Source organism: Pontibacter sp. HSC-36F09 (genome assembly GCF_024171605.1).
Taxonomy (GTDB): Bacteria; Bacteroidota; Bacteroidia; order Cytophagales; family Hymenobacteraceae; genus Pontibacter.
Window position 1 is genome coordinate 771,726 of record NZ_JALKAA010000001.1, and the last position, 20,777, is coordinate 792,502.

Consider the following 20,777-nt stretch of genomic DNA (forward strand, 5'->3'; position numbering starts at 1 on the left):
ATGATGCGACGGATCAACGTGCCTTACCTGCTCTTGGTACTGCTGGCTGCCGTGGCGTTTTATTTCGCCTGGTCCCGTGAGTTTGTGACGAATGTATGGCTGGCATTGGCCCTTATTGCAACGCTGCTACCGGCTATCTACCTGGTGCTGCGGCACGCCCGCAACAGGTATGGCTGAATCGCTCACTTAACCCTTTTGACATGAACAAAAGCACGCTCAACTTCTGGATCCTTTTCATAGTTTCCATCATTATCTCAGTCCTGATTATATCAGTCTTTGTAAAGGTGCTCAAGATTGCGCTGTTTGTGATCCTGGTGCTTGTACTGGCTCCGATCGTTTACATTGTGCTCAAGCTGCTGCTCCCGGGAGCAAGAGGCAAGAGCGAGGACGACAAGCTGAAATCCAGACCTTAAGCTTAGAAAAAGAGCTGCTGCGCCAGCCGGAAAGTGTTGGCGTGCGCCTCTATAATATGCACGATCTGTTTGGAGTAGCCGCCGCCCATACTTACCGTGACAGGTATACGGTGGCGTGCGCAGGCCTCCAGCACCATGCGGTCGCGGGCTTTGCAACCCGCTATGCTCATACCCAGTTTCCCGAGCTTGTCGGTCGCCAGCACATCCACCCCAGACTGAAAAAACACAAACTCCGGTTGCTGCTCATCCAGCAGCTGTGGCAGGTGCTCTCCCAGTAGTTTCAGGTAAGTTTTGTCATCCGTGCCTTCCGCCAACGGCACATCCAGGTCCGACTGCTCTTTGTGAAAAGGATAGTTGTGCCCGCCGTGCATGCTGAAGGTAAACACCCGCGGCTCATCCCGGAAAATTTGCGCTGTACCGTTGCCCTGGTGCACGTCCAGATCCACAACCAGCACTTTTTTGATACCCTTATACCTGAGCAGGTGGTTAGCCGCGATAGCAATATCGTTGAGCAGACAGAAGCCCTCGCCCCTATCCGTAAAGGCATGGTGCGTGCCACCGGCGATATTCATGCCAATGCCGAACTCCAGCGCAAACAAAGCAGCCTGCAGCGTACCGTTCATGATCACCACCTCCCGTTGCACCAGCTGCTCTGATAACGGAAAACCTGTTTTACGGATCTCTGACGGACTCAATTCCAGGTTGCGCAGGCGCTGCCAGTAGGTGGCGTCGTGGGTGTCGAGGATGTACTGTTCCTTGATTGGCTTGGGAGCGAAGAGATTGTCTTGGATGATGGTACCTTCGTAAAGCAGCTGCTCGGGCAGCAGGTCGTACTTGGCCATCGGGAAGCGATGGCCTTCGGGCAGGGAATGGGCAAATATCTCGGACCAGGCAATTTTCAACATAACGTAAAATTAACATTTAAACCCCTTGACTGGTTTATCCACGAGTGCATTTTTGCTTTTTAACAGGCACTCATACCTGTACTCCGGATGCATATTCAGGCTTCTGCTCTAATAAATTTCATCTCACTTACACCTGATTTTCAGTGCAATTACAAACGCACAACATTATGTAAAACACCCTTTGCACACCGGTGCATAAATTCTTGAAACCCTATATAATTGCCCACAAATGCCCATTCAGAATGTGGAAAAATGTGGATAACTATGTTGATTAGGGTGAATTATCCACCATTTCGTGTTAACTCTATGTTAATTTCAGGTAAATTTTCATCACCTTCCCTCCCATTGGGCAGTCCTTTCGGCACCACCTATACCCAGCTTAATCCAAAAAAGTGATGATTCCCTCTCGATTCTGGCAAGACAAAAGCTATACCTGCAAGTCTATGCGAAAGCCTCATGCAACCTTAGTAAATATAAAACGCTATATATAACTTTATACATTAATAATATGTAAGTTGTGCTACCGCAAACTTCTATTTAAACCAGCCAACACCATGAAAAAACCGATACTACTCTTCATTGCCTTCCTGATCTCAGCCGGTGCTTTTGCTCAGACTGAATACGGTCCTTCGACGGGGCAGCAAAATCATAACCTGTTTAGCGACTCCGGAAGAAATGCGGGCTTCGGCATTAAAGGCGGCGTGAACTTCGCCACACTTCGCGGCAGCGACAAAGAGGTGTTGGGCAATTTCAGTGGCCTCACTACTTTTCATGCTGGCGTCTATACCCAGTTTTCGCTGGGCAATACCTTCTCCATACAGCCCGAGGCGCTTTACTCTCGCAAAGGCATCGAGCGCAACGACTCCACTTTCCGTTTCGACTACCTGGAGGTACCGATTCTGGCCGTGTTCAATATCACCGAGACCGTAAGTGTGCATTTTGGTCCGCAGGTAGGCGTGCTGATGTCAGCCAAAGAAGAAGACATAGAAGTGAGCATAGAACCCCTCAACACCTTTGCTTATGGCGTGGCGGCTGGAGCCGAGGCGCGTTTGAGTATCTTCAGGCTGGGAGCCCGCTACAATCTGGGGTTGGAGGACCTTCGCAAAGAAAATAACGAGGGGCAGAAAATCACTCAGGATTTGAAACACGGCGTTTTCCAGGTATACCTGGGTGTCGGCTTTTAAGGAATTATCACCTCCGATCAATCCGACGCAGGGACTTGGCAACAGGTCCCTGCTTTGTTTTAGCACAAATATAGAGCGTTCTGTTTCAGACCTTTGACTTTGCCTATCGTATTTTATAATAACGGGATAATGCGAAGAAATCACCCCTGTATCGACAGACACAGCGCCCATACTTATGAACACGTACAGACTGCGACCGTTCTATACCCTGCTTTGGACCCTGCTCGCTATTGCCGGCATGGCCTGCGACACCACTGTTAAAACGGACGAAGCGGAGATAGGGGCAGCCGCGAACTTCCTGTCTCCGGTTAACCCTGACCAAACCTTTCAGATCGACACGTCCAGGAGCACCGTCACGTGGATAGGCGCTAAAGTGACGGGCCGCCACAATGGCCTGATTCCCATCAGGGAAGGCACTATCACGTTGCACAACGGCGAACTGCGCGGCGGCAAGACGGTCTTTGACATGGCCAATGTGCGATCGGAGGACAAAGCCATTGACCAGGCAGGTAACTTAAAACTGACAACCCAACTGCGCTCCGACGATTTTTTTGCTGTGGAGCAGCATCCCACTGCCTCCTTTGTAATCACCACCATTGTCCCGTTTGACAGTACGGAGCGGCAGGAAATGCCTGCCCCCGCAGGGCACGCAAAACGAATGCGCGTCAAAGATCCAAATTACAGGATAACAGGCAACCTCACTATTAAGGATATCACCAAGAGCATCAGCTTCCCGGCCCGCATTGAGCAGGAAGACTCGGTGCTACGCGCCAAGGCCAATTTCAACATCGACCGCACACACTGGAAGCTCAACTATGGCTCTGACAAATCGCTCGGGAACAGGACAATTTATCCGGCCGTAAATATTGGACTGGACATAGTAGCACATCGCCAATAATCTATCCAGCAAACACTTACAGGTATAGTTGCGTTACAGCAATTGTACTGTTCCTGCATTTATTCCAGCCCGAATATGCTAAACTCACCCGTAGTTCGTTCCTACACAAACCATTTGTGCGCATATGATGAGAAAATACCTTTGCCTGTTGCCTCTTTTGCTACTTTGCCTCACGGCCAACGCCCAGGGCAGCGCCGCAGCGGCAATTAACTTAAAACAGGCAGAGACGCTGAAGTTCGGGATGCTGGCACTGGGAGTCTGGGCACTGATCAATATCCTGATCAGCAGCATCAAACTCACCAAGTCGTCGCGTAACAGGCGCTACTTTTTCCAGATGAACATCTACTGGAACATCGTCAACCTGATCATCGCGGGCGGCTCGCTCTATTATACTCTGTCAGTAGACGCCGGCGCACGCACTTTGCCCGAAACCGTGGACTACCACCAATGGGTTTTGAAGTTGCTATACCTGAGCATTGGTCTGGACCTGGCATTCCTGATGCTGGCTGCCTACATGAAAGAAAAATCCCTGAGTTCGCCAAGGGCAGAGCAATACCTGGGCTATGGGCAGTCCATCACGCTGCAGGCGCTGTTTCTATTGATGCTGGATATCGTACTGGTCGTTCTACTGGAAGGTCACTCTGAACAGTTGCTGCGCCTGCTGCAGTAGGGCCGTTAATTTATAAATATCATTGTCAGCCCTCGACAAGACCATGAAATAGAGCTATACTCAGATTCTTCCCCTGAGGGGAGAATTCAAGTTGAAACTCGACCTTACTCCTTATACCTTGCTAAGGTATAGGTATGATAAAAAACCGCCGTGCTATACCTGTTTCGGTATAACGCGGCGGTTTCTGTTTTCCGGTTATGCTTGTTTAGCGCGGCTCGTGGCGGCCTTCGGCAAATTCTTCCACAATCTTTTTGTTAAAGGCAGGTATATCGTCCGGCTTGCGACTGGTGATCAAACCATTGTCTACTACCACTTCCTGATCCACCCACTCGGCGCCAGCGTTTTTCAGGTCAGTTTTTAAGGTATGGTAGCTGGTCATTTTTTTGCCCTTCAGTTTGCCGGTCTCAATCAGCGTCCAGGGGCCGTGGCAGATGGCGGCTACGGGCTTGCCGCTCTCCATGAACTTGCTCACAAAGCGCACCACCTGCTCGTTGACGCGCAGCTTGTCGGGGCTCATCACGCCACCGGGCAGCAGGAGAGCACTGTAGTCGTCGGCGTTTACCTTGTCTATCGTCTTGTCAACCTTGAATTTGTCACCCCAATCGGTGTGGTTCCAGCCTTTCACTTCGCCTTCTTTCAGGGCAATGAGGTGGGTTTCGGCGCCTGCCTCTTCCAGGGCTTTTTTCGGCTCGGTCAGTTCCACCTGCTCAAAGCCATCGGTTACTACTATCGCTATCTTTTTTCCTTCCAGATTATTAGCCATTCTAAGTTCGTTTTTATAGTTTAACAATTGATATCGTCTATTCACAACGATTTAGAAGGCAAATTGTTAGAAAGCAGTAACAGCAATAGGGCTGTTCCCCATTTCGTTATAGCACCATGACCGTATACCTGAAGCAACTTATCTTACTACTGGCCCTGGGCTTTATCGCCGGCACGGCTGCACATGCCCAGACCGTCACCACTATCAAGTTCGACCAGCTGCAGGAGCTGCGCCAGGCACCGCACGACACACTGTACGTAGTCAATTTCTGGGCCACATGGTGCAAGCCCTGCATCAAAGAGATGCCTTATTTTGAAGCCGCTCACGCCCAATACAAAGACCAGCCCGTTCGCGTAATTCTGGTGAGTATGGATGCCGTGCAGGACAAGGAGAAGCGTGTGCTGCCTTTTGTGGAAAAACGCAATTTACAGTCACGGCTATACCTGCTCGACGAGCCCGACGGCAACACCTGGATAGACCGCATCGAGCCGAAGTGGTCGGGTACTATACCTGCCACCATGTTCTTTAATAACAAGCGTGGGCAGTATGAGTTTATTGAGCGCGAAATCTCCCAGCAGGAGTTACAGGAACTGATCACCAAGTATAAACCATAACCTGACACTATGAAGAATAACAGAATACCGTTCATTTACATGGCCTGCCTGTTGCTGGTAGGTGTGCTGATGTCAGCTATACCTGCCGCTAACAACTCCGGTTACCAGGTAGGCGACACGGCCCGCGACTTCAAACTGAAGAACGTGGATGGCAAAATGATCTCGATGGCCGACTATAAAGATGCCAAAGGCTTTATCGTGACCTTTACCTGCAACACCTGCCCCTACTCCGTGGCCTACGAAGACCGTATCATCGACCTGCACAACAAGTATGCGCCGCAAGGCTACCCGGTTATCGCCATCAATCCCAACGATGTGAAGGCATCGCCGAAGGACTCTTACAAACACATGCAGGTACGTGCCAAGGAGAAGAAATTCCCGTTCCCGTACGTGTATGACGAAACGCAGGAAATCACCAAAGCCTACGGAGCCACCCGCACGCCGCACCTCTATGTAGTGCAGAAGCAAAAAGACGGTTCTTTTAAGGTAGCCTACATCGGCACCATAGACGACAATTCACGCGAGCCGGAGAAAGTGCAGAAGAAATACGCCGAAGTCGCGCTGGACGAACTGGTAGCCGGCAAAGCCGTGAGCCAGCCCAACACAAAAGCGATTGGCTGCACCATTAAGTGGCGCGAAGCTTAGACTAGACTTCTTTTTTCACATCAGCAGGTATAGGCAGCTCGGTCGGATTGATCGAGCTGTCTGCTTTTTCAGCGATATGCATATCGCGCGCGCCTTTCAGTCCGGCAATGCGGGCCTCCACTTCGTACTTGTTGTTCCAGTAACCCACCCGCATCGACTCGCGCAGGTATAGCCACAGGAAGCGCAGGTAGCCGTGCTCCTGAAACTGCCGGATGTGGCAAAGCTCGTGCGCCAGCCAGCCACTGTCTTTCAAAAAGCCGTCACGCTTCACACCGCTCAGGTGTATTGTCTTACCCAATACCATGGCCACATTGCTGCTCCTGAGCACCAGGCGGGCAATACGCGCGAAGGGCGAGTTTTCAACAATTTTGTAGTTCATTTTTGTAATGTTATACCTGCTTAACGGTCTTTACGGATCGGGCTCCAAAAGGCTCTAATGGGTAAAAATACTGTTCTGAAGGGTGAATCCTATACCTGTTACCCGTGAGCATCAGCCATTTACTATATTGTCAGTTTAGAAAATTGTAGCTATTTTTGACGATTCGTTCGTAAGTTATTCTATCTGTCGGACAGGTTGTAGGGTATAAACTGCCATGCAAGACCTATACCAGGCTACAACCATAAGGTGAAAAAGTTCGCTGCCGTGGCAGTGCGAAACATGCTAAACCCTATGACAAAAACGATCATACTGAGCGTACTGGCGCTTATTTCTATCGCTCTTTCTTTCTTCTACGATGTAAAGGAGCTAGAGTCGACGCCAGCCGAACCGGAAACCACTGCTCTCCTGCTACACCCGGTGCAGACCGGCGAAGACATCGCCCGAGCCCTGGCACTTTCAGTACCGCTGGACCTCAGCGAGCCAATTGACTCCTCGTTTTACAAACGCTACTCCCGCAAACTGGGCCTCAAGCTCGACTACAGCGAAGACAAGGACTTGCTCAAAACCGTCTCCAGTTGGCTGGGCACACCTTACAGCTACGGCAGCAGTTCTAAAAGAGGCACTGACTGCTCCGGCTTCGTGACCCGCATCTACAGCGACGTATACGGCATCGACCTGAGCCGAAGTTCCCGCTCCATGTTCGACGACGTGACACGCATCCGCAAAGACAGCGTGCGCACCGGCGACCTGGTATTCTTCCGCCGCGGCCCCAAACAACCGATCTTCCATGTGGGCATCTACCTCAAAGACAATAAGTTTGTTCACTCCGCCACTAGCGGCGGCGTGATGGTCAGTTCACTGAAAGAGCCCTATTACCGCAACTATTATTATGCAGCCGGCCGCGTGGACTAATCCTATACCTTCCTGACAGATTTTGAGAAAGGGCTGCAGCATAAAGCGTCCCTTTTTTCGTTTACAGGATACAACAAAATTACTTGCAGCAAGGTATAGGAAGCTTGTTAGGAGTTGAGCAACTTGCGTCCGATTCGCATAACCCCTGCACAAGGGCCATACAAAATCACAGACACTTTATGACAGAGCAGAATACGCAGAACCAGCAACAAGAGCGCCCGGACGGAAGCACCATTTCCCAGAGCCCGCTCTTCAAAAACATACTCAAAAAGGCCGAGAAGTACCTGGAGCACCCTTCGCAGGTGGTGAAGCTCCTGAACGATGCCTTTAAGAAAGCCACCGCCAAGAAAAGCCTCGGCACGATAGCCGCCGAAGTATGGGAAAGCTTCCAGGTGCTTTCGCAAATGATCAGGGCGGCCGTGAACGGCGAGTACAAAGGTATACCGAACACGACCCTGGTGGGTGGCGTGGCCGTTATCCTGTACTTTCTGATGCCCCTCGACCTGATTCCGGACTTTATACCGGTGATCGGACTTTTGGATGACGCAGCCCTGCTGGCCTGGTTTATGTCCAGTATCAAGTCTGAGCTGGACCGCTTTAAGGACTGGGACACCGAGCGCCAGGCGCAACAGAAGACGGTGCACCTCATGGAGCCACACCACGCCGACAGTTCCTTTGGCACGCCCAAGTACAGCGACCAGCCTGCCGGCACCACCGAAGTTCGCCATGAAGGCACGGCGCCTGCTTCGCAGGGGCATAACTCCGGAAACCTGGGTCACCACGAGCCGATCGTGCGCGCCTCCACAACCGACAGCAGCCGCGTACCGAAAGACCCGCATGACGACATTCCGGACGGCGGTAACATCCGCTAAACCCGATTTACAGCATAATTACAGGAAGAGCCGCCCTCAAAGGCGGCTCTTTTTTATGCCTTTTTACCAGCTTGCGGCGACGTGATTATTGGCCCGATGACTGCGTAACACAGCTTAAAAAAATACATTCTGACTGCACAATATAGTACTATTTAAATACTGAAATTTGAAGAATTTTAGAAAAAAGCCATCTGGCTATTAGTTTCCTAAGGAATTAATTTTCTATATTTGGACTGATGATTGTGTATTTTTTAACTTTTAGCCAAGGTGTCTTCATCATTTCTACGACTAACATCCGTTAATCTTCACATCGACGGAATCGGGAAGGTTCTGATCGAACGAAGCGACAAGGCCAAGCGCCTTAGCATCAGTGTGCGCCCGATCAAAGGTATACGCGTGGCCGTGCCACCGCATATCAGCTTTGAGAAAGCCGAACAGCTTATCTATACCAAGAGCGATTGGATAAAGGAGCACCAGACCCGCATGAAGCAGCAGGAGGCCCGCGTAACCATGTACGATGGCAACACTGACTTCAAGACCCGCAGCCATACCCTGCGCCTGCTCACGCACGCCCAGTACACCATGCGCTGCGTGATCGAGAACGGTTACATCAACGTGTTCTACCCGGCCTACAAAGACGTGCGCGACAGCGACGTGCAGAAGTTTATCCGCAAGTCGATTGAGGAGGCTTATCGCAAAGAGGCCAAAGCGTATTTGCCGGAGCGTGTGAAGTACTTTGCCGACAAGTTCGGCTTCGACTATCAGAACGTGTTCATCAAAAATGCCAAGTCACGCTGGGGAAGCTGCTCGCACACCAACAACATCAACCTGAACCTGCACCTGATGCGCCTGCCCGACTCGCTTTGTGACTATGTGATCCTACACGAACTGGCGCACACGATTGAGAAGAACCACGGCCCGGGTTTCTGGAACCTGCTCGACAAAGTATGCCCTAACTCAAAGGTACTCGACCAGAAGCTGAAGGCTTACCGTATTTCCATCTACTAAACTGATTGCTTATCGAAAGAACGCTTACTATACCTTAATTTTGAAAACATACGCATAACAGCAGTCGCACAGGAGCTCACGCTGCCTTTCGTGCTGTTGTTTCAGCAAATAAAAAGCGGCCGGGATTTGCATCCCGGCCGCTCCTGTTTAGAACGTTATACCTACTAAGATCAGCTGGCTTTCTGCATCGTATGCGATGCTACAAAGTCCACGAAGTCGCCCACCGTGTTGATCGGGACTTCATCCGGAATCGTGATCTGGAAACTTTTTTCCAACTCCAGGATGATATCCACTACATCCACCACATCAAAGCCGAAATCCTTTTCCAGACGGGCATTTGCCTGCAAACGGGCAGGCCTGATTTCCTTGGTTTTGCTAATGATACGGATCACCTCGCGCTCAATAGTCTTGTCTGTTGTTGCAATCATAAATTATACGGTGTATTCTCTAACTACTTTTCCATTTACAGGCACCACGGTTTCATCCTGAGGTATAATTTTTACGCCGCCTGCGGGCTTTCTCTCTCCTTTAACTTTCGCTTTCAGCTTCTCATTGAGCAAGTACATGACCGGCACAATAAGCAGCGTGATGATGGTCGCAAATCCCAGGCCAAAAATGATGGTCCATGCCAGCGGCCCCCAGAAGGCAGCACTATCGCCCCCCATAAATAAGTTCGCTTTGAACTCCGTGAACAGGGTGTAAAAGTTCAGGTTTATACCTAACGCCAAGGGTATCAGGCCTAGTATAGTTGCCGTTGCCGTTAATAACACCGGGTTCAGGCGCGTCTTGCCTGCTTCTACAATTGCCTCCTTCAGGTCGCGTCCTTCTTCTAACAGCAAGTCCGTAAATTCCACAATCAGGATACCGTTTTTTACTACGATACCAGCCAGCGCCACAATGCCCACGCCCGTCATCACTACCGACACATCCATCCCGAAGATGGAGAAGCCCAGCAGCACGCCAATGATGCTGAACAGCACCTCAGACAGAATGATGAACGGCTTCGAGATGGAGTTGAACTGCGTCACCAGCACCAGGAAGATGATCAGGAAAGCTGCCACCAGGGCAATCATCAGGAAGTTGGCTGTTTCCTCCTGCTCTTCCTGCTGTCCGCCCATGCTGATTTCGAAGCCTTCCGGCGTCTCAAAGTTCTGCAGTGCGCTTCCGATGCTCTGCACTACCTCGTTGGCGTTATACCCGTCCAGCACATTCGACTCCAGCGTTACCACCCTCTTCAGGTCTTTGCGCTTAATACCTCCGTATGACGTACCATATTCTATTGTCGCCAGCGATGAAAGCGGAATTTGCCGCACCAGGCCGCTGTTCATGTCGCGGTAAGTGATGCGCATGTCCAGCAGGGCATCGATGTTCTCGCGGTAAGGCTCTGCATAGCGCACCTGTATCGGGTACTCCTCTTCGTCCAGTTTGAACTTGGAGGCCTCGTCTCCGAAGATGGCCGTGCGCAGTTCCATACCTATCTGCCCAGTGCTGATGCCTTCGCGGTTGGCGCGCTCCCGGTCGATGTTAATGATGATCTCCGGCTTGCTATCTTCCAGGTCGCTGCGGAGCTCTTCTATACCTCCGATTTGCTGCTGCTCTATATAAGTCTGCACCTGTTTCGACAGTGCCACCAGGCCATCAAAGTCCTCGCCAGCTATTTCAATGCTGATCGGCTTACCCACCGGCGGACCGTTCTGCTCTTTATCTACCGTGATGTTAGTGCCAGGTATACCGCGTACCGCATCGCGTATTTCGTTCATGTACGCCTGCGTGCTGCGCTCGCCGGTCCGGTATTGATACTCAACAAAGGCTACGGTAACCTTTCCTAAGTGAGATTGTGCCGTCACGCTGCGATCGTTCTGGTCGCCGGCCCCGATCGCCACATTGGAAATAACCGATTCCACATCGGCATTATCTTCTCCTATTACCCCATAGATGCGCTTCTCTACTTCACGTGTAACTGAGTCTGTCACAAGCTGATCGGTACCGACTGGCATACTGATGTAGGTATACACGAAGTTCGGATCAGAATCCGGGAAGAATACTACTTTAGGAGCACGCAGCCCTGTGAGAAAAATTGAAAAAATAAGTAGTCCGAACATGCCTACCAGCATCCAGACAGGACGTCTGCCTACCAGCATCCAGCGCAGGAGGCGCTCGTAGCCCCGCATGAAGCGCGGCAGGGTCGTATTCTGGAAACCGTGGATCATGCGGCGGAACACGAAGCGGTTGAGCAGCACCAGCGCCACAGCCAGCATAATCAGGTTGGCCGTGCCGTACCAGCCAGCCAGATAGCCCACTATAGCCACCAGCGCGGCGCCACCTATCAGCAACCAGAAGTTACGGCGGGCACGCGGGGCAATGTCAGCTTCCTGCTCGTGCTCTCTCTTCATGAAAGAAACCGCAAACACCGGGTTGATGATAAAAGCCACCAGCAACGAGGCCATCAGTGTTACAATGAGCGTGATGGGCAAAAAGAACATGAACTTACCCACGATGCCTGGCCAGAAAGCCAGCGGCAGAAAAGGCGCCACCGTAGTAAGCGTACCCGCTAACACAGGCACAAACACCTCACCGGCCGCAAGCTTAGCTGACTTCATTACGCCCAGATTGGACTGGTGCAGAATGCGGTGCGTGTTCTCGATCACCACAATGGCATCGTCCACTACAATACCCAGGGCCAGCAGAAACGAGAAAAGCACGATCATGTTAAGCGAAAAGCCCAGCACCGGCATCAGCATAAAAGCGATGAACATGGAGATCGGCACCGACAGCCCCACGAAAATGGCGTTGGTCGTACCCATGAAGAACATCAGGATCAGAGTCACCAGCACAAAGCCTATGATGATCGTGTTGATCAGGTCGTTGAGGGTATGGCGCGTCTGCGTGGACTGGTCGCCGGTGATGGTCACTTTCAGGTCGCCTGGTAACACGGTTTCCTGCATGTTCTCCACCAGGGTATGGATATTATCAGACGCCTCAATCAGGTTTTCGCCGCTTCGCTTGATCACGTTGAGCGTGATAACAGGTGAATTATCAAGACGGGCAAAGCTTTCCTGCTCTTCAAAACCTTCTTTTACCTCGGCTATCTCTTTCAGCTGTATGTTAGCGCCAGACAGCGATTTCACGACAATATCACCGATCTTATTCGGGTCGGTATACTGGCCTACTACACGCACGGAGCGTTTAGTTTCGCCTACCGAAATATTACCACCCGACACCGTCACGTTTTCGGATGCAATAGCCCGGCTGATGTCGGCAAAGGTAACCTGCGCGACCTGCATCTTGTAAAGGTCCACGTTTACCTGCACCTCTCTGTCAAGTGCGCCTACCATGTCCACACGGGTAATCTCCGGCTGTGCCTCGATCTGGTCCTGAATATCTTCAGCGTACTTCTTCAGACGGTCGAGGCTGTAGTTGCCCGATACGTTGAGGTACATAATCGGAAACTCAGAGAAGTTCACTTCCTGCACGTCCGGGTCCTGGTCGAGGTCGGTTGGCAGATCGGTGCGGGCTTTGTCCACGGCATCTTTTACCAGTTGCTTCGCTTCTACCACATCCACATCGGTATTAAACTCCACTGTGATCATGGAGAAGTCCTGAATGGAATTAGAGGACACCTCCTTCACTCCCGAAATAGATTTCAGCTGCTTCTCGATGGGGCGGGTCACCAGGTTTTCGATATCGGCCGGCGATGTGCCCGGGTATACGGTACCCACAAACACCGTCGGGATAACGATGTCCGGGAAATTTTCTTTTTGAAGCGTGATGTACGAGAATATACCCCATACCGCAATGATCAGGGTAATGATGTAAATGCTCGTCCTATTATCAATGGACCAATTGGTCGGCTTGAAATATTTCATAGTCTTCGGCTTAAAAGATTATTGCTGCGCGATACTTTCCTGGTTGAAAACAACCGGCTGCCCCTCATTCACGCTCTGGTATCCTGCTGTAATAATGTAGTCCTGCGCCTTCAGCCCTTTCAGCACCTCTACTTGTCCCTGGTAATTCACGCCTGTCTCCACTTCTTTGCGGGTAGCCACGTAGCGCTCGCCTTGTTTCTGGGCCACATACACATACTGAGATTTCTCGTCACGCTGCACCAGGTTGACAGGGATAATGATGGCGTCTTCTTTCCGGTAGTCCTGTATGCGCACCACGGCCACCAGGTTTGGTCGCAACTCTACGTCAACGTTTTTAGGCCGGAGCTCAATGGTGAAGGTGCGGCTGCCGGGGTTGATAAAGCTGCTCACTACATCCACAGTCGCTGTTATTTCCTGATTCAGATCCGGGAAACGCACCAGGGCCTCGTCCCCTTTGCTGATCCTGGTCAGGTATGCCTCCGACACCTCTGCCACAATCTTAGAGCCGCTTGTATTAACTACCCGGATAATGCCCACGCCCGGCGCTACGGCCTCTCCAGCGTTAGGAATCACGTTATCTACCACACCGCTTACAGGAGCTTTGACGTTGTACTGGTCGCGCTGCTGCTGCAGGGTAGCCAGGCTACGCTCCAGGGCTTCTTTGTTGTTTTTGGCCGTAAGAAACTGCATCTCGGTGCCGATTTTCTGGTCCCAAAGGTTTTTCTGTCGCACGTATGCCACGTTGGCCAATTCCAGACGGGTGCGCACCTCGGCAATGTTCTGCTCCAGCACCTGCGCGTCTATGGTTGCCATGGTCTGGCCTTTGTTTACCTTGTCGCCACGCTTCACGCGCACGCTAGTGAGTACACCCGGCACTTTGGCGCTTACAAACACGTTCTGGTCGAAGTCCACACGGCCCTGCACTTCCAGGTAATGGCGGAACGTATCCTGCTGCACCTGTGCCACGGTTACCGGCACGGTCTTCTTCTCAACCGGTCCGCCCTTGCCCTCTGCCTTCAGCTCTGCTTCCAGTTGAGCGATCTGCTCCTGCAGCTCGGTCTGCTGCTGCTTCAGCTCAGCCAGTTGTGCCTCTTTGTCGTTGCCCTGGTTACAGGCGGCCAGGCTTAAGAACAGGGCCAGCGATGAAACTCCAAATATCTTCTTCATAGTTATGTCGTGTGTTAGCTTTTTTGGGTGTTTTATTTTGTCAGAAGGGTGCCGGTGGCTTTGTCGAGGTTCACTTTTGCGATGAGCGCATCGTACATGGCGGCGTAGTAGTTGGTTTGTGCCTGACGCAGATCAGTTTCGGCGGTTACCACTTCCAGGTTAGAGCCCACGCCCTCCTGAAACTTGATCTTGGACACGCGGGCAATCTCTTCGGCCAGCTCCAGGTTCTCGCGCTGCGATGCCAGCACGTCGAGCGAGTTGGTCAGGTCAGTGGAGGCTTGCTCCAGTTCCAGGTCTATACCTTGTTCCAGACTCTCAAAACCGAGTTTGGCATTCTCAAGCGTCAGGCGCGATTGCTGTATCTGGTAGTGCTTGCGCAGCCCGTCGAAAATCGGCACCTGCAGCTGCAGCCCCACATAGCCAAAGTCAAAGTAGTTCCTGTCTGTCGTGTTATCCTGGCCGGCCCTGATGTTCATCACATCTGAAAAAGTAGACCCTACTCCAATATAACCATAGCGTGCATTCAGGTAGAGCTTCGGCAGGTAACCGGAGCGGATGTTGCGCAGGTTCAGCAGAGCGAGGTCACGCTGCGTCTCCAGTACAGAATATTCGATGCGGTTGCTGTAGTTAAAGCCATTTCGGTCGGCCTTTGCCATATCCACCTGCACTTCGCTCAGACTGTCCGTTAAGGTGATCTGCTCTTTCTGGGGCATCCCCATCTGGAACTTGAGCAAGTCTTCGCCTAAAATGAGCAGGCGCTCGGTCTTCTGCTTTTCTACTTTCAGGTTATTATAGGTTACCCGTAGACGATCCACATCCAGCTTTTCGGCCACGCCATTGTCAAACATCACCTGTGTTTGTTTTAAAAGTGTGTCGAGGCGGTTGAGATTCTGATGGAGGAGTTCCATGCGCTCGCGGCTCACCAGCACGCTGTAGTAGGCCTTGGTCACTTGCTCTACCACGTCGATCTCGTTTTGTTCGGTGGTTTTGCGCGAGAGCTCGGTATAGGTTTTGGCGGCCTTCAACCCGATCAGGTAAGAGCCGTCGAACAATAGTTGACTACCTGTAATTGTGATACTTCCATTATAAGGCTGCACGAAGGAAATCGCCTGAAGTCCGGTGGATGGCTGAGGTTCTGGTTGGGAGTAAGTCGGGTTAAGGACGATAGGCTGTCCGGAGGCAACCTGCTCAGGAGTGATTATAAATGGATCTAACTCAGAAGGGGCTCCGCCAAAACTACTCGGATCAAACAAAGTTTTCTGTTGGATGAAGTTGTTGCCGACCTCTGCATTCGCATTAATCTGCGGCAGGCCCATCGCCCGGATCTCCCCTACTTTGGCTTTGTCGATGTCCTGCTGGTTGCGGGCTATTTTCAGGCTCATACGGTTCTGCAGGGCATAGTCTATACTCTGTTGCAGACTAAAAGCCTGCGGCGACCCTTGCGCAAGCACCCCAAGCGGACTCAGGAGGACAAACATTGTCAATAACAGGCTGCGGTGTTTTTTCATAGTGGGGAGGTATATGCGATTATTCTTCTTCAGTGATTTGCTTGTAGTCATTAATCATCTTATGGCCTTTGAGCGTGGCAATGCCGAGCATAAAGTGCTCAAGACTGGCCGTCTGCACATGCAGTAGCTCAAATTGGAAGCGTGGGAAGATTGTTTCGTCAAAGGGCACTTCGATCTGGGAGAGGCGAAGGCGGGCGATCACCTCAATGTCCAGGTCCTTGCGAAACAAACCCTCCGACATTCCCCGCTCCAGATTCTCCTTTATCCGGTTCAGGAAGTCGTGGTTTTTGTACTCCTGCCACTTCTGCCAGGCATTGGCGTGGTACTTTTGCAGGTCGTAGAATATGCTGGGGTGAATGCTGGCGAAAACCTGGCGGGTGGTCTTCATGATGTCAAAAAGTTCTTCGATGGCATTGGGTGCTTCCTGTCTGCAACACTCGCAGTCCGTGTCCACCGAGGTCAGGTATGAGTTAATGGCCCAAAACACGATCTCGTCTTTATTGCTGAACCACTTGTAGATGGTCTTCTTCGACATCGAAAGGTGCTGGGCTATGTCATCGACTGAAGTGCCCTTGATGCCACGCCGACAGAAAAGCTTAAAAGCCTCTACTGCTATCTTTTCTTTTACCGGTGGTTGTACAGACGTTTCCATTTTCATAATTCTGGGGCAAAACTACGGAAACGTTTTTTATCCCGAAAGTTTCCACCAGTAATTAACAGAATTATTTGGTAAATGTTTAGCCTTTTAGGATGAAAAGAAATCTGTCTTAGGCGGGACAAATGTGTCAGGTTTTTATGAAGGGAGAAAACGATTTAGACGAACAGTGCAAAAGCTGATTCAGACGTTAACATTTTGTCTTCCAACAGCTAAAAGCATCTTTACAATCAGCTAGATACAACAATATGCGTGGTGTAGTAAGGCTATATACCCAGCACGGTCCGCAACCGGGTATAGCCGCTTTTGCTCAAAGGTATACGCTCTCCGTTTCGCAGCAAGGCCACATGGCTGTCTTTCTCGAAAGGCTCAATGCGGGTGAGTTGCGACAGGGCCATGATGTAGGAGCGGTGCACACGCACAAACTGCGCCGGATTAAGTGCTTTCTCGTAGTAGCCCATGGTTTTTTTCTTGAGGAACACGCCGTCGCGGGTATGGATCTTTACATAGTCGTCGTAGGCCTCCAGGTATAGCACCTCTCCCACAGGTATAATACGGATGTTGTTGCCGGCCCGCACCACAATGCGGTGCTGTTCCTCGGGCTGTTTGCCGGTAGCTTCCTCCAACGCAGCGGTGGCAGGTATAGCCTGTGCGGCAGCCTGGCTCTGCAGCCACTTCCGTATAGCCGCATCGAAGCGCTCCTTGCTGAAAGGCTTGAGTAAATAATCCACGGCATTGGCCTCAAAGGCTTTGATGGCATACTCGTCGAAAGCGGTGGTGAAGATGACGCCGGGCGCCTGTTCTACCAGCTCCAGCATCTCAAAACCGTTGATCTTGGGCATCTGAATATCTAGGAAGATCAGATCGGGTTGGTGCTGCATAATCGCCTTTACACCTTCAAAGCCATCACAGCACTCCTGCACTACCTCCAACTCGGGATATGCCTGCAGGTATTCGGCCACAATACTGCGGGCCAGCGGTTCATCATCTATTATCAGGCATTTTTTCATAGGGCTGGGGTATCTTAATGGTGGTTGTGAACTGATGATCATGCTGCGAAATACTGAGCAGGTCCTGCCGGGCATAGAGCAGGTATAGCCTGCGCCGGATGGAGTCTAACCCGAAGCCGGTGCCTTTGCGGGGCTGGCTCGTGGCTGGGTCGTATGGGTTTTGGGTGATGATGGTCAGGTAGCCTTCTGCTGTAGTGGCATTTACCTTAATGGCTGTTTCCCCCACTGTGTCGTAGAGACCAAACTTGATGGCGTTTTCCACGACCGGCTGCAAGAGCAGGGCGGGCAGCTTCAGGCTTTGACTTTCTTCAGTCGCCTCTACCTCCACTTGCAGCCGGTGCCCGAAGCGAACTTTCTCGATATCCAGGTATAGCTGCAGTTGCTTCAGTTCCTCGTCCAGCGGCACCAGCTGGTTGTTGTCCTTACGCAGGGTACCGCGCAGAAAATCCGAAAGCTGTTGCACCATGTTGCGGGCCTGTTCCGGCCGGCTCACCGCCAGGGCACTGATAGAGTTGAGGCTGTTAAATAGGAAGTGTGGCTGCAGTTGCTGGCGCAGGTTATAGAGTTCGGCTTCGCGGGCCAACTTTTCGGTGGCCGCCTTGCGCTTCTCGGCCTCCTGCAACTCGCGGGTATAAAACCAAAGCCAGGTCAGGAGCAGCATCAGTAGCAGCATCAGCCAGTTAAAAGCCACCCGAACGGCCAGGGTGCTGTCCACAAAACGCAGGTATAGCGCGCTACCTTCGAACAAGGTATGAGTGCTCCAGTAAAAGATGGTGGCGCTTATACCTGCCAGCCCCAGGCTCCAGCCCAGCAGGTAGCCTGCCTGCCGCAAACTTGGCTGGTAGTAGCGCAGCCCCGTGCCCATCGCAAAGCCGCCAATGGCCAGCAGCAGGTTGGTAAGCAACGCATCCGTCACCATGATGTGCCTCTCAAAGCCTGACGGCCAGAGAACCAGCACCTGCACCAGCGACCAGAGCAACCCCCAGCCAAGGTATAGCAGCACCAGGCGCACCTGCGAAGCCACCCCTTCCATTAGTAACTTTTGATGCTTAGCCCGCCAAAGATAGTAGCGCCTTTTAGGATCAGCACTTTGTTGGAATCATAGCCCTGCTGCGGCATGGCCGGGCGCTTGTCGTCTATCCCTCCCAGGATGGCCACCATCTCATCGGATTTCACTTGCCAGTGCGGCGGGATGATCAAGGTAGTGCCGCCAAATATTTGGGTGGCTTCCAGCACGATCGGGTGCTGTATGTCAGCCTGCATCAGGTTCAGCTCCGTGCCTCCGAACACACTCACCACTTCGCCCCCTTTGAAGTTCTTAGAGACGATGTTTTTTTTTATACCTCCCAGTATGGCCGCACTGTCGATGTGGTCTTCGGGTCCGTAAGCCGCCTGGTCAGTTGTTCCGGTATAGGCACCGGAGGTATAGGCCTCCTCACCCGTATAGTCGGTATAGGCACCAGGATAAGCACCGTTCACCGGGTCGGTGTAGTAGCCGGGTGTGTCTTCCGGTCTTGGACTTGCTGTGGCATTCACCTGGTTTTCCCAGGGATTGCGTTTCTTAGGCTTGAGGATCAGCCACAGCCCTAGTCCGATGATCAGGATGGGCCAGAAATACAGCTTCAGGTTGAAGTCGAGGAAGATGTGCCTGTCAAGCAGGAAAACGCCACCGATCACAACCAGCACCAACCAGCTTGGCTTCTGGAACGAGTGTTTGAAGCCCAGGTATACGCCCAGCGCGATCAAGAACATTGGCCAGGAGAACACCCAGCCCGGTAAAAAGAAAATGCCCATTTTGGCGGTGAGCAGCAGCACGCCCACCATCAGCAGAAAGACACCGGCCATCTTGCCGGACCCGCTGCTTTTATAATCTTGATTTTTCATGGCTTTATTTCGTTTTGTTTTAAGATCTGTTCCAAAGGTATAAGATGCATTGGCTCAGCTCAATGGTAATTAGGCTACCTTTGGACAGAAGTCGGTAAACGGCGGGTTGGCGTCGGTAAACCAAGTTAGTTTTTTTAATCTGTATTATTCACCTACAGTAATATCATCCCCCGCCCCCTTCAAAGGGGTACGCTCAATATGCGTGCAGTTATTAAACGTAAACGTTATTTGAGAACTCCCCTTTTGAAAGGGCCAGGGGGATGACCTTATTTATAAAGTCAAAACAACCGCTAAATTTCGCAAATTATTATCTTTGCATACTATGGTTGAGAATATACAGAGAGTAGCACAAGAGATAGAGGCCGCGCAGCTAACGAGCGTTGCCGAGCTGGAACAGTTTCGCATCACTTACATCGGCCGCAAAGGCGCCATCGCCGCACTTTTCGATGACCTGAAATCAGTGGCACCGGAGCAGCGCCGCCAGGTGGGCCAGGAGCTGAACCAGCTCAAGAACCGCGCGCAGGCCCGTTTCGACGAGGCCCAGGAGCAGCTGACCAGTGCTTCGGCTGGTGCTGAAGCCGAGAACGCTTTTGATTTTACGCTGCCTCCTATACCTAATACATTGGGTACCCGTCACCCGCTTTCGCTGGTGCGTGCCGAGATCGTGCGCATTTTCGAGCGCATCGGCTTCAATGTGTCCGACGGTCCGGAGATCGAGGACGACTGGCACAACTTCACGGCCCTCAACTTCCCGGAGAACCACCCGGCCCGCGAAATGCAGGACACGTTCTTCCTGAGTGAAGACCGCGATAAGTTGCTCCGTACGCATACCTCTAACGTACAGGTGCGCCTGATGGAGAATAACCAGCCGCCGCTACGCAGCATCATGCCGGGCCGCGTATACCGTAACGAAGCCATTTCGGCCCGTGCGCACATGGTGTTCCAGCAAGTGGAAGGCCTCTACGTGAACAAAGGCGTAAGTTTCAAAGACCTCAAGGAAACCGTCTATTACTTTGCCAAGGAGATGTTTGGCCAGGACACCAAAGTGCGTTTCCGTCCGTCGTTCTTCCCCTTCACCGAACCAAGCGCCGAGATCGACATTTCGTGCCTTATCTGTAAAGGCGAAGGTTGCAACATCTGCAAGCAGTCGGGCTGGGTAGAGATCGGCGGTGCCGGTATGGTAGACCCCAACGTATTGGATAATTGCAACATCGACTCCACTGTATACTCTGGTTTCGCTTTCGGGATGGGCATCGAGCGCATCACCATGCTCCGTTACCAGATCAAAGACCTGCGCCTGTTTACCGAGAACGACGTGCGTTTCCTGCGGCAGTTTAAGGGGGTTATTTAAATTGTTAGATTACTGTATTGTTAAATTGTTGGGCTTCGCCAATAGCTTATTTTTAGGTATAGCAAAGCCAATC

Annotated in this window: 22 protein-coding genes; 11 read left to right on the forward strand and 11 right to left on the reverse strand. The window is 51.7% G+C overall.

The features are described from left to right. Together L1278_RS03540 and L1278_RS03545 are read left to right on the forward strand one after the other, a co-directional pair. Positions 1–177, forward strand: a complete 177-nt coding sequence (locus L1278_RS03540; RefSeq protein WP_253401083.1) for a hypothetical protein — start codon at positions 1–3, stop codon at positions 175–177. A 23-nt stretch (positions 178–200) separates the two neighbouring features. Next, on the forward strand, positions 201–413 hold the full coding sequence (locus tag L1278_RS03545) for a hypothetical protein (protein ID WP_253401084.1): 213 nt from the start codon (positions 201–203) through the stop codon (positions 411–413). 2 nt (positions 414–415) lie between these two features. Here the strand turns inward: L1278_RS03545 and L1278_RS03550 are convergent, their stop codons facing one another. Beyond that, entirely contained in the window at positions 416–1,318 is a 903-nt protein-coding gene (locus tag L1278_RS03550) for a histone deacetylase (protein WP_253401085.1), read from the reverse strand. Positions 1,319–1,872: 554 nt separating this feature from the next. Between L1278_RS03550 and L1278_RS03555 the strand changes: the two genes are divergently transcribed. The 3 genes from L1278_RS03555 to L1278_RS03565 all read left to right on the forward strand — a co-directional run bounded on the left by L1278_RS03555 (position 1,873) and on the right by L1278_RS03565 (position 4,070). After that, entirely contained in the window at positions 1,873–2,502 is a 630-nt protein-coding gene (locus tag L1278_RS03555) for a porin family protein (RefSeq protein WP_253401086.1), read from the forward strand. A gap of 175 nt (positions 2,503–2,677) precedes the next feature. Next, positions 2,678–3,400 (forward strand): YceI family protein, encoded by a 723-nt coding sequence (locus L1278_RS03560; RefSeq protein WP_253401087.1) that lies wholly within the window; start codon positions 2,678–2,680, stop codon positions 3,398–3,400. A gap of 124 nt (positions 3,401–3,524) precedes the next feature. Next, positions 3,525–4,070, forward strand: a complete 546-nt coding sequence (locus L1278_RS03565) for a hypothetical protein (RefSeq protein ID WP_253401088.1) — start codon at positions 3,525–3,527, stop codon at positions 4,068–4,070. A 205-nt stretch (positions 4,071–4,275) separates the two neighbouring features. Here L1278_RS03565 and L1278_RS03570 read toward each other — a convergent pair whose 3' ends face one another. Beyond that, complete coding sequence (locus tag L1278_RS03570) at positions 4,276–4,833, reverse strand: type 1 glutamine amidotransferase domain-containing protein (RefSeq protein ID WP_253401089.1); 558 nt, start codon at positions 4,831–4,833, stop codon at positions 4,276–4,278. Between the two features lie 116 nt (positions 4,834–4,949). On the opposite strand from L1278_RS03570, the gene L1278_RS03575 reads away from it, so the two are divergent. After that, entirely contained in the window at positions 4,950–5,447 is a 498-nt protein-coding gene (locus L1278_RS03575) for a TlpA disulfide reductase family protein (protein ID WP_253401090.1), read from the forward strand. A 9-nt stretch (positions 5,448–5,456) separates the two neighbouring features. Further along, positions 5,457–6,092: a thioredoxin family protein gene (locus tag L1278_RS03580; protein ID WP_253401091.1), complete on the forward strand. Its 636-nt coding sequence runs from the start codon at positions 5,457–5,459 to the stop codon at positions 6,090–6,092. Position 6,093: 1 nt separating this feature from the next. Here L1278_RS03580 and L1278_RS03585 read toward each other — a convergent pair whose 3' ends face one another. Continuing rightward, positions 6,094–6,471 (reverse strand): hypothetical protein, encoded by a 378-nt coding sequence (locus tag L1278_RS03585; RefSeq protein WP_253401092.1) that lies wholly within the window; start codon positions 6,469–6,471, stop codon positions 6,094–6,096. Between the two features lie 291 nt (positions 6,472–6,762). Between L1278_RS03585 and L1278_RS03590 the strand changes: the two genes are divergently transcribed. From L1278_RS03590 to L1278_RS03600, 3 genes are all read left to right on the forward strand, one after another. After that, on the forward strand, positions 6,763–7,383 hold the full coding sequence (locus L1278_RS03590; protein ID WP_253401093.1) for a C40 family peptidase: 621 nt from the start codon (positions 6,763–6,765) through the stop codon (positions 7,381–7,383). Between the two features lie 179 nt (positions 7,384–7,562). Further along, entirely contained in the window at positions 7,563–8,255 is a 693-nt protein-coding gene (locus L1278_RS03595; protein ID WP_253401094.1) for a YkvA family protein, read from the forward strand. Positions 8,256–8,522: 267 nt separating this feature from the next. Beyond that, positions 8,523–9,263 carry a YgjP-like metallopeptidase domain-containing protein gene (locus L1278_RS03600; protein WP_253401095.1) on the forward strand — a complete coding sequence of 247 codons (741 nt, stop codon included), beginning with the start codon at positions 8,523–8,525 and terminating at the stop codon, positions 9,261–9,263. A gap of 170 nt (positions 9,264–9,433) precedes the next feature. On the opposite strand, the gene L1278_RS03605 is transcribed toward L1278_RS03600, so the two are convergent. The 8 genes from L1278_RS03605 to L1278_RS03640 form a co-directional block, all read right to left on the reverse strand. Then, the gene (locus tag L1278_RS03605) at positions 9,434–9,691 is read right to left on the reverse strand and encodes an acyl carrier protein (RefSeq protein WP_253401096.1); all 258 of its coding nucleotides are present in this window, start codon (positions 9,689–9,691) and stop codon (positions 9,434–9,436) included. A 3-nt stretch (positions 9,692–9,694) separates the two neighbouring features. Further along, complete coding sequence (locus tag L1278_RS03610) at positions 9,695–13,129, reverse strand: efflux RND transporter permease subunit (RefSeq protein WP_253401097.1); 3,435 nt, start codon at positions 13,127–13,129, stop codon at positions 9,695–9,697. Positions 13,130–13,147: 18 nt separating this feature from the next. Beyond that, the gene (locus L1278_RS03615; RefSeq protein ID WP_253401098.1) at positions 13,148–14,296 is read right to left on the reverse strand and encodes an efflux RND transporter periplasmic adaptor subunit; all 1,149 of its coding nucleotides are present in this window, start codon (positions 14,294–14,296) and stop codon (positions 13,148–13,150) included. A 32-nt stretch (positions 14,297–14,328) separates the two neighbouring features. Beyond that, positions 14,329–15,804 carry a TolC family protein gene (locus L1278_RS03620; protein WP_253401099.1) on the reverse strand — a complete coding sequence of 492 codons (1,476 nt, stop codon included), beginning with the start codon at positions 15,802–15,804 and terminating at the stop codon, positions 14,329–14,331. A gap of 19 nt (positions 15,805–15,823) precedes the next feature. After that, entirely contained in the window at positions 15,824–16,456 is a 633-nt protein-coding gene (locus L1278_RS03625) for a TetR/AcrR family transcriptional regulator (RefSeq protein ID WP_253401100.1), read from the reverse strand. Positions 16,457–16,725: 269 nt separating this feature from the next. Next, entirely contained in the window at positions 16,726–17,469 is a 744-nt protein-coding gene (locus L1278_RS03630) for a LytTR family DNA-binding domain-containing protein (protein ID WP_253401101.1), read from the reverse strand. Further along, a complete protein-coding gene (locus L1278_RS03635) occupies positions 17,444–18,502 on the reverse strand; it encodes a sensor histidine kinase (RefSeq protein WP_253401102.1) in 1,059 nt (352 codons plus the stop codon). Before L1278_RS03635 ends, L1278_RS03630 begins: the two co-directional genes overlap by 26 nt. Further along, positions 18,502–19,353 (reverse strand): cell wall-active antibiotics response protein, encoded by an 852-nt coding sequence (locus L1278_RS03640; protein ID WP_253401103.1) that lies wholly within the window; start codon positions 19,351–19,353, stop codon positions 18,502–18,504. The genes L1278_RS03635 and L1278_RS03640 overlap by 1 nt, the downstream gene beginning before the upstream one ends. 322 nt (positions 19,354–19,675) lie before the next feature. On the opposite strand from L1278_RS03640, the gene pheS reads away from it, so the two are divergent. Beyond that, the gene (pheS, locus tag L1278_RS03645) at positions 19,676–20,704 is read left to right on the forward strand and encodes a phenylalanine--tRNA ligase subunit alpha (protein ID WP_253401104.1); all 1,029 of its coding nucleotides are present in this window, start codon (positions 19,676–19,678) and stop codon (positions 20,702–20,704) included. Positions 20,705–20,777: the final 73 nt, after the last annotated feature.